This window comes from Streptomyces sp. NPDC060027 (assembly GCF_042737005.1).
Lineage (GTDB): Bacteria > Actinomycetota > Actinomycetes > Streptomycetales > Streptomycetaceae > Streptomyces.
In genome coordinates this window covers 1-8,180 of sequence record NZ_JBHWVI010000304.1, presented here as the reverse complement: position 1 = coordinate 8,180, position 8,180 = coordinate 1, and the positions used below count along the sequence as shown (strand labels likewise).

Below are 8,180 nucleotides of genomic sequence, written 5' to 3'. Positions count from 1 at the left end.
CCTCTGGGCCGGGAGCAGCTGCGCGTTTCCTGCACCAGCTACCCATGCAGGGGACGTCACAGACACTGCCTATCGAACTCTTTCTCGACTCCTGAATCTGTGCTGCATCACGGTTGCAGGAGCAGTTCATAACGTGGGTCGTGCCATTTAGGGCTCAACTACGACTCGACCAGAGCACGAGCCGATGGCCGATTTCGTGAATATGCAATCAGGTGGGGAACTAGGTACATGCAATTTCTGCAGCGTGAGCGTGCGATCGTCGAAGAGTTACTGCCCGGGCTCGACCAGCAACTGGCCGCCACCCCGCTTGCGCAGCTGGAGGCCGTCGACAGCCCGGGAATCAAACTGTTCGCCAAAGCCGGCGGGCCCAGGCTTCTCGTACCTGCCGAGCACCACGGCCACGGCGCCGACCTTCTCACCGCCATCCGGGTGCAGCGGGCCCTGGGGTCACGCTCGCCATCCCTGGCTGTGGCGACGACCATGCACCACTTCTCGGTGGCCTCCCTCGTCGAGGCCGCGGCCAACAGCAGCGGCATGGAGTGGATGCTTCTGGCCGCCATCGCCCAGAACAACCTGCTGCTAGCCTCCGGGTTCGCCGAAGGCCGCACCGGACAGGGCATCCTCAACCCCGTCCTGACCGCCCGTACCGACGGGGACAAGGTGTTCCTGAGCGGGTCGAAGAAGCCATGCAGCCTGGCTCGCTCGATGAACCTGCTGACCGCCTCCCTGCCGCTGCCCGGCCCGAACGGCATCCCGCAGCTCGCCATCGCGCTGGTTCCCTCCGACGCGCCCGGCGTATCGGTACGGCCGTTCTGGGGCAGCCCGATCCTGGCCGGCGCCGAGAGCGACGAAGTCGTCCTCGAAGACGTCGAGGTCCCCGCAGAGCTGCTGGTGCGCACCGACGTCACCGACGACGGGCGCCTGGACCAGCTGCAGACCGTCGGCTTCGTGTGGTTCGAGGCCCTGATGACGGCCAGCTATATGGGCGCGGCTTCCGCTCTCGTGGAGCGTGTCCTGACCAGCCCGAAGGTGGATGCCGCGGTGCGGGCCGAGGCCGTCACCGGCGTCGAGGCTGCGTTCCTTGCCCTGGAGGGGCTCGCCGCCGACACCGCGGCCGAGGCCATCAGCCAGCACACGCTCGCCCGGTCCCTGGTGTGCCGGTACGCGGCGCAGGACGCGATCAGCCGCGTGCTGGACGTGTGCGTCGAGGCGCTGGGCGGCATGGCGTTCGTCACCTCCGGCGATGTCGCCTACCTCAACTCAGCCTGCCGGGCGCTGGCCTTCCACCCTCCGTCCCGGACCCGCATGGCCGACCCGCTGATCGAATACTTCGCGGCCGGCGAGCCCCTGCGCATCCCGTAGGCGAGCCGCGCGCACTGCCCTCCTCTCCTCTGTTCGCCGTTCCGCCCCGTGTGCTCTGCGTACACGCGGTCTGCCGCGCTGATCCGCCGTGCCCGCATGCGCTGGCGCCATGCGTCGACTCCTGCACGCCCTTGATCCCACCCGTGAGGTTCTCAATCGTGTCCCGTTCCCCCATCGTTCTGCTCACCGGTGCCTCCGGTGTTCTGGGTAGCGCGTTACTGCCCGAACTCGTCGGCTGCCACGTGATTGCCCTGACCCACCGCACGCCTGTACCCGGCGCTGATGAGCAGCTGCACGGGGATCTGACCGCACCCCGCCTGGGATTGAACCAGGCCGCCTACAAGCAACTGGCCGCCCGTGTGGATGCCGTCGTGCACTGCGCGGCGATCACCGGGTTTTCCAGCGGGCAGGAAGCCACCCATGCCCTCAACCAGGCGGGCACCGCACAGATGGCGCGGCTGGTCGCCGACGCGGATGCGGTCATGTATCACGTGTCGACGGCGTTCGTGGCTCGCACCGATCTCACCCGTGCCCACCAAGGTCATGGCAGCGGGGAGGCCACCGCCCGTCCGGAGGACTACCTGGACTCCAAGCGGGCCGGTGAGGAAGCCGTCCGCGCCTCCGGCGTCCCCGCGGTGATCATCCGCCCGTCGGTGGTCATCGGGGATGCCGCCACCGGAGCCATCTCCGCATTCCAGGGCATGCACGGCATCATCCACGGTCTGCTGCGCGGCCTGCTGCCCCTGGTGCCGGTGCCCGCACACTCGCCCATCGACTTCGTCCCGCAGGACGTGGTCGCCTCCACCATCGCCGCCCTCGTCCGCGAGGGCCGGCGCGAAGGAGAGGTGTGGATCACTGCCGGGAACAATGCGCTGACCACCGAACGAGCCCTGCAGGTGATCGGTGACACCGCCGACGAGCTCGGCATGGACGCGGCACGCCCCCGCATGGTCGGCCCCGACATAGTGGACCGCCTGATCAGGCCGGTGTTCATCGCGAACCTGCACCCCAGGACGCGGCGCCGCTTCGACGACATGCTCGCCATGACCGCCCTGTTCGCCGACGGTCGGCTCTTCCCCACCAGCCTGGGACAGGTCCCCGGCGCGCCGGCCGAGCTGAACACTTCCGAACTGGAGGCGGCCTTGCGGATGTCGGTCGCCTACATGGCCCGCGCCAAGGGCATGACCCGCACCCCCGCACCCGCTTCCACGGCCTCGGAGTCCGTGCAGGTGCCGGCATGAGTGAACTGACCCTGCCCACCCCGACCACCGCGAGCCCCGAGGCGTCGTCGGCGCAGGTGCTGGCCACTTACCGGCGTCACCTCAGCCGAGGCCGCGCCCGCCTGGCGTCCCTGACCGGCGCCGCGATGGAGGTCGCCTCCGAAGGCAGCCGCGTGTGGGACGCGGAGGCCAAGGAGTACCTGGACTGCGGCGGGTACGGGGTATTCCTCCTAGGCCACCGCCACCCACGTGTCGTGGAAGCGGTGATCGAGCAGATCCAGCGGCACCCCATGGCCACCCGGCTGCTGCTGGAGCCGACCGCGGCGACCGCCGCCGCCGCGCTGGCCAGCGTCACTCCGCCGGGACTTGAGCGGGTGCACTTCGTCAACTCCGGGGCAGAGGCGACCGAGACAGCGATCAAACTGGCCCGCGCCCACGGCAGACACCGGCTGATCTCCGCCATCGGCGGCTATCACGGCAAGACCACCGGCGCCCTCGCGGTCACCGCCAAACCGCTCTACCAGGACCCGTTCAGGCCGCTGCTGCCTGCCGAACACGTCCTCTATGGTGACGTCGACGCCCTCGCCAATGCGCTCGCAACCGGCGGCCCGGCCTGCGTGATCCTCGAACCGATGCAGGGGGAGGGCGGCGCCGTGCTGCCCCCGCCCGGCTACCTCACCCGCGTGCAGCAACTGTGCACCGAGCACGGCGCGTTCTTTGTCCTGGACGAGATCCAGACCGGCCTTGGCCGGCTGGGCACCTGGTGGGGCGCCGACACCGAGGGCATACGCCCGGATGTGCTGCTGGTCGGCAAGAACCTCAGCGGCGGTGTCATCCCCGTTGCCGCCGCCGTGGCCACCACCGAAGCGTACGCCCCGTTCGACAAGGACCCGTTCCTGCACACCTCCACCTTCGCCGGCTCCCCGGTCGCGATGGCCGCGGCAGCCGCAGCCGTCGCCGCGATCCGCGACGAGGGCCTGGTGGACCGCGCCCGCACCCTCGGCGAGGAACTGCTGAGCCGACTTCGCGATGCCCTCGCGCCGCTGTACGGCCACACCGTGGTCGACATCCGCGGGCGCGGTCTGCTGCTGGGCATCGAGATGCGCGACGAACAAGCCGCCGGCGAACTCGTACTGAACCTGCTGGAGGCCGGACTGCTGGTCAACCACTCGCTCAACGCGCAGCGCGTTGTACGCCTGACCCCGCCCGCGGTGCTCACGGCCGCCGACCTGGACTGGATCAGCAGAGCCTTCACCAGCGCCGCCTCCGTCCTGACCCGCTCGACCGCTTCCCGGAAGGGGACACGCTGACATGCCCGAGGTATCCCTCGACGCCCTCGTACCCAACGCCACCGCCGCCGAGGTCTTCAACCGGCTGCGGGACTTCGCCTCCTACCCCCAGTACACCGACGCCGTGCGGGAGGTCACGGTCACCTACAAGGGAGGCGACACCCTCGACTCGGACTGGTCGGTGAACTTCCGCAACGGCATCCTGTGCTGGTCCGAACGCGACCTTATCGACGCCGAAAAGCTCGCCATCGAGTTCACCCAGACCGAGGGTGACTTCGACCAGTTCGACGGCAGTTGGCGGGTCTACAGCCACGACGGCACCGTCACGGTGCGCTTCACCGCCGCCTTCGACCTGGGCATGCCCAGCCTCGCCGCCCTGATCAACCCGATCGCCTGCCAAGCGCTGATCGAAGCGATCAGCCTCATCCTGCGCGGCCTGCTCGGGGAGCGCATCACCCTCACCGCCTCCGAACCCGTGCCGGTCGGAGCCTCGACAGCGGACGCCCGCCCGTGACCGGCTCCCTCACCGCCCGCTCCTACACCCCACCGCAGGTCCGGGACAGGGCGGCCGGCACATTCACCGCTCAGGAGTTCAAGGACCTGTTCGCCCATCTGCCGACCGGTGTCACGGTCCTGACCACCAGCGCGCCCGACGGCACCGGGCAGGCAGGCATGACAGCCAGCGCGGTCTGCGCGCTGTCCCTGGACCCGCCGCTGATCCTTGTGTGCGCGGACAATCACAGCCGTACCCTCGCGCGCATCCGCAGCACCGGAGCGTTCGCCGTCAATGTGCTGCGCGAGGACCAGACCCTCCTCGCGAAGCGGTTCGCCGACCCGAGCCTGGAACAAGCCGACCGCTTCGCCTGCACCGACCACCACCGCGTCGACGACCTGCCGGTCCTGGACGAGGCCGTGGCCTGGCTGACCTGCGACGTCCATGACGCCTATCCGGGCGGGGACCACACCATCCTCACCGCCTCGGTACGCACGCTCGGCCAGAGCGGCGGACATCCGCTGATCTGGCACAACCGCACCTTCCGCATCCTCGCTTGACCCGTCCGTCCCCACATGACACCGCGACATCAGGAGGACCCTGTGGCCAGGGACATCAACAACAAGGTCGTCGCCATCACCGGCGGCAGCCGCGGCATCGGCCGCGCCACCGCCGAGCTGTTCATCGCCCGCGGTGCCAAGGTCGCCATCGGCGCCCGCAACCACGACTTCGCGACCAAGGTCGCCGCCGACATCGGCGCCCACGCCTACCCCCTCGACGTCACCGACCCGACCAGCGTCAAGACGTTTTGGACCGCGGTCGAAGCTGACCTCGGCGAGATCGACATCCTCGTCAACAACGCCGGCGAGATGATCGTCGGCCGCTTCGAAATCGAGAGCACCGAGGACACCGTCCACCAGCTCGGCGTCAACCTGCTCGGCACCCTCAACGGCATGAAGACCGCGATCGGCCCGATGCGGGCCCGCGGCCGCGGCCACATCATCAACATGGTCTCTGCCGTCGGCATGATCGGCCTGCCCGGCTGCGCCACATACTCAGCTGCCAAGCACGGCGTGGTCGGCCTCTCCGAGGGCGTGCGTGCAGAACTGCGGGGCAGCGGCGTCGACTTGTCCATCATCCTGCCCATTCCCGCCCAGACCGAGCTGACCTCGGGCGTCGGCAAGGGACGCTTCGTGCCTCTGCTCACCCCCGACGACATCGCGGGTGCGGTGCTGCGTACCGCCCGCCGCCCGGTCTACAACCGGTACGTGCCGGGCTGGACCAACCCCGTCACCCGCTCCCTGTTCCTGCTGCCGCAGCCGTGGCGGGACGCGATGGGGCGTTTCCTCAAGGCCGACCAGCTGCTGCGCACCACCGACTTCCAGGCCCGCACCGGCTACGAGACGCGGGTGAAGGTCCCCACGGCGGAAGGGGCCGGGGCGTGACATCCGCAACTCCCGCGCGCGTCGGCAGTAAGGGGGCCGTACGCCGGGGCAATGCGCCCTCTGTCGTCGGCTGGCGGTGGCTGGACAACCTCCTCCACATCCACCCAGTGACCACCGTGGCCATGTTCACCCCGGTCATCGCCGTCTGTGTCTGGCTCTCCAGCGGTCAGGCCGGCGGCTGGGCGCTGGCCGGATGGGCGGCGGCCGGGTACCTGACGTGGACGCTGTCGGAGTACTGGGGCCACCGCATTGTGCTGCACTACGAGCCTGAGCAGGGCTTCGGTGCCCGCCTGCACTACATCCTGCACGGCATCCACCACGACTACCCGCAAGATGCGCGCCGCTCCATCCTCAGCCCGCTGCTGAGCATTCCCATGGTCGGCGGAACGATCTACCTGACCTCCGGTCTGGGCTCGCTGCCGCTGATCTTCGGGGCGGGTTACACCTTCGGCTACCTCACCTACGACCTGTTCCACCTCTACCTGCACCACGCCACCCCCAAGAACCGACTGATGAGGCACCTGCGGTCCCTACACATGCGCCACCACTTCCGCGACGACACCCGCGGATTCGGCATCTCCGCCCCGTACTGGGACGAGCTGTTCGGCACCTCCATCGCCCGGCAGCCGAAGACCACAGCAGGTTCAGGCAACCGGACCGCCTGAACACCCAGGCCGGCCCGGCGCCGCCGGGCCCAAAAACCGGCGTGGGTGCCCCTCCGGGACTACGGCTTACCCAGAAGTCGTCGATGCCCCCCGCGCGGGCGCCCACGCCCACCCCCGCGCCACAGCGCATCCGGACCCCGCCCGTCTCGCAACGGGCAGCCCGGAGCCGAACGCCACCCGCGAGGAAACCCATGAACTCCGAAACTCTTCTGGCGCGCGCTTCCACCCTCGACCCCACCCACTCCGCAGCCACCGCGTCGGCCGCCACATCACCACGGCCGCTTCCCGCCACCCAGCCCGAACAGAACGCCGCGGCCGACTGGGACGAAGCCGAAGAGTTCGTGCGCCTCCACTACTCCGAGCACTCCGACCAACCGCTCCCGCTACAGGCGCGCCTGCACCAGATCCGCACCCAGATCGACCAGACGGGCACCTACACCCACACCGACGACGAACTGGCCTTCGGCGCCCGCGTCGCCTGGCGCAACTCAAGCCGCTGCATCGGCCGCCTGTACTGGAAGAGCCTGCGCGTCCTGGACCGGCGCGACGCCACCACTCCTGAGCAGATCCGTCAGCACCTGTGCGAGCACCTGCACCAAGCCACCAACGGCGGACGCATCCGGCCCGTCATCTCCATCTTCGCCCCCGACACCCCCGAAAGCCGGGCCCCCCGGGTGTGGAACGACCAGCTCATCCGCTACGCCGGCTACCGGCAAGACGGCGGGAACATCGTCGGCGACCCTACCTACGTGGACTTCACCGACACCGTACGCCGCCTCGGCTGGCAGGCCCCCGGCGGCGCCTGGGACGTACTGCCCTGGGTCGTCGAAACCAGCCAGGACAAGCCGCAACTGTTCGACGTCCCCCCAGACCTCGTCCTCGAAGTCCACCTCACCCACCCTGACCGCCCGCACTTCGCCGACCTGGGGCTGCGCTGGCACGCCGTGCCCGCCATCTCCAACATGCGGCTGCGTATCGGCGGCATCGACTACCCGCTCGCCCCGTTCAACGGCTGGTACATGGGCACCGAGATCGGAGCCCGCAACCTCGTCGACGCCGACCGGTACAACCTGCTGCCCGCCATCGCCGAACACCTCGGCCTCGACACCAGCAGCGAAACCACCCTGTGGCGCGACCGCGCCCTGGTCGAACTCAACGTCGCCGTACTGCACTCCTTCAACACGGGCGGGGTCAAGATCAGCGACCACCACACCGAATCCCGGCACTTCCTGACACATATGGCCAAGGAGGAACGGCACGGCCGTACCGTGCCGGCCGACTGGAGCTGGATCGTGCCCCCCATTTCCGGCGGCATCACACCGGTATTCCACCGCTACTACGACGACGCCGACCAGCGTCCCAACTTCTACCTCGACGACGACGCCAAGAGCCGCGGCAAGGGCGGCGGATGCCCTTTCGGCCACGGCTGACCCGCCACGTCAGTGGAACCCGCTCGGGAGTCATGACGATCAACCGCCCGCTCGCCAGCAGCCCGGAGCCACTGATGGACCCCTACGAAACCGCCCGAGTGCTGGCCGCCCTGGACGTCTTGCTCACCCAGTCACCCCCAAGGGCGCGGGGTAGCCCTCGCGGCCGAACATCCGCAACAGGGGTGTTGTCACGTTGGTGGGGGTGTGATGGGTTGATGGCGTGTCAGGGCGTGGTGGGGGCGTGCGTCGGCCTCTGGTCAGGCCGCGGTGGCCAGG

General features: G+C 69.2%; 8 protein-coding genes. All 8 read left to right on the top strand.

Translation table 11 applies throughout. The annotated features are described in order from the left end of the window. Positions 1–228: 228 nt before the first annotated feature. The 8 genes from ACFWBT_RS39600 (at position 229) to ACFWBT_RS39565 (ending at position 7,904) form a co-directional block, all read left to right on the top strand. Positions 229–1,362, top strand: coding sequence for an acyl-CoA dehydrogenase (locus ACFWBT_RS39600; protein ID WP_385708698.1), 1,134 nt, complete (start codon positions 229–231; stop codon positions 1,360–1,362). A gap of 158 nt (positions 1,363–1,520) precedes the next feature. After that, on the top strand, positions 1,521–2,603 hold the full coding sequence (locus ACFWBT_RS39595) for an SDR family oxidoreductase (RefSeq protein WP_385708695.1): 1,083 nt from the start codon (positions 1,521–1,523) through the stop codon (positions 2,601–2,603). Next, complete coding sequence (locus ACFWBT_RS39590; protein ID WP_385708692.1) at positions 2,600–3,892, top strand: aspartate aminotransferase family protein; 1,293 nt, start codon at positions 2,600–2,602, stop codon at positions 3,890–3,892. Before ACFWBT_RS39595 ends, ACFWBT_RS39590 begins: the two co-directional genes overlap by 4 nt. 1 nt (position 3,893) lies before the next feature. Then, complete coding sequence (locus ACFWBT_RS39585; RefSeq protein ID WP_385708689.1) at positions 3,894–4,385, top strand: type II toxin-antitoxin system RatA family toxin; 492 nt, start codon at positions 3,894–3,896, stop codon at positions 4,383–4,385. Then, positions 4,382–4,924 (top strand): flavin reductase family protein, encoded by a 543-nt coding sequence (locus ACFWBT_RS39580; RefSeq protein ID WP_385708686.1) that lies wholly within the window; start codon positions 4,382–4,384, stop codon positions 4,922–4,924. The genes ACFWBT_RS39585 and ACFWBT_RS39580 overlap by 4 nt, the downstream gene beginning before the upstream one ends. Positions 4,925–4,966: 42 nt before the next feature. Beyond that, the gene (locus ACFWBT_RS39575; protein WP_385708683.1) at positions 4,967–5,809 is read left to right on the top strand and encodes an SDR family oxidoreductase; all 843 of its coding nucleotides are present in this window, start codon (positions 4,967–4,969) and stop codon (positions 5,807–5,809) included. Further along, positions 5,806–6,474, top strand: a complete 669-nt coding sequence (locus ACFWBT_RS39570) for a sterol desaturase family protein (protein ID WP_385708680.1) — start codon at positions 5,806–5,808, stop codon at positions 6,472–6,474. Before ACFWBT_RS39575 ends, ACFWBT_RS39570 begins: the two co-directional genes overlap by 4 nt. A gap of 191 nt (positions 6,475–6,665) precedes the next feature. Further along, positions 6,666–7,904, top strand: a complete 1,239-nt coding sequence (locus ACFWBT_RS39565) for a nitric oxide synthase oxygenase (protein ID WP_385708677.1) — start codon at positions 6,666–6,668, stop codon at positions 7,902–7,904. Positions 7,905–8,180: the final 276 nt, after the last annotated feature.

Coding starts and splice junctions, on each gene's coding strand:
- ACFWBT_RS39565 (WP_385708677.1), top strand. CDS start 6,666: ATGAACTCCGAAACTCTTCTGGCGCGCGCTTCCACCCTCGACCCCACC.
- ACFWBT_RS39590 (WP_385708692.1), top strand. CDS start 2,600: ATGAGTGAACTGACCCTGCCCACCCCGACCACCGCGAGCCCCGAGGCG.
- ACFWBT_RS39600 (WP_385708698.1), top strand. CDS start 229: ATGCAATTTCTGCAGCGTGAGCGTGCGATCGTCGAAGAGTTACTGCCC.
- ACFWBT_RS39585 (WP_385708689.1), top strand. CDS start 3,894: ATGCCCGAGGTATCCCTCGACGCCCTCGTACCCAACGCCACCGCCGCC.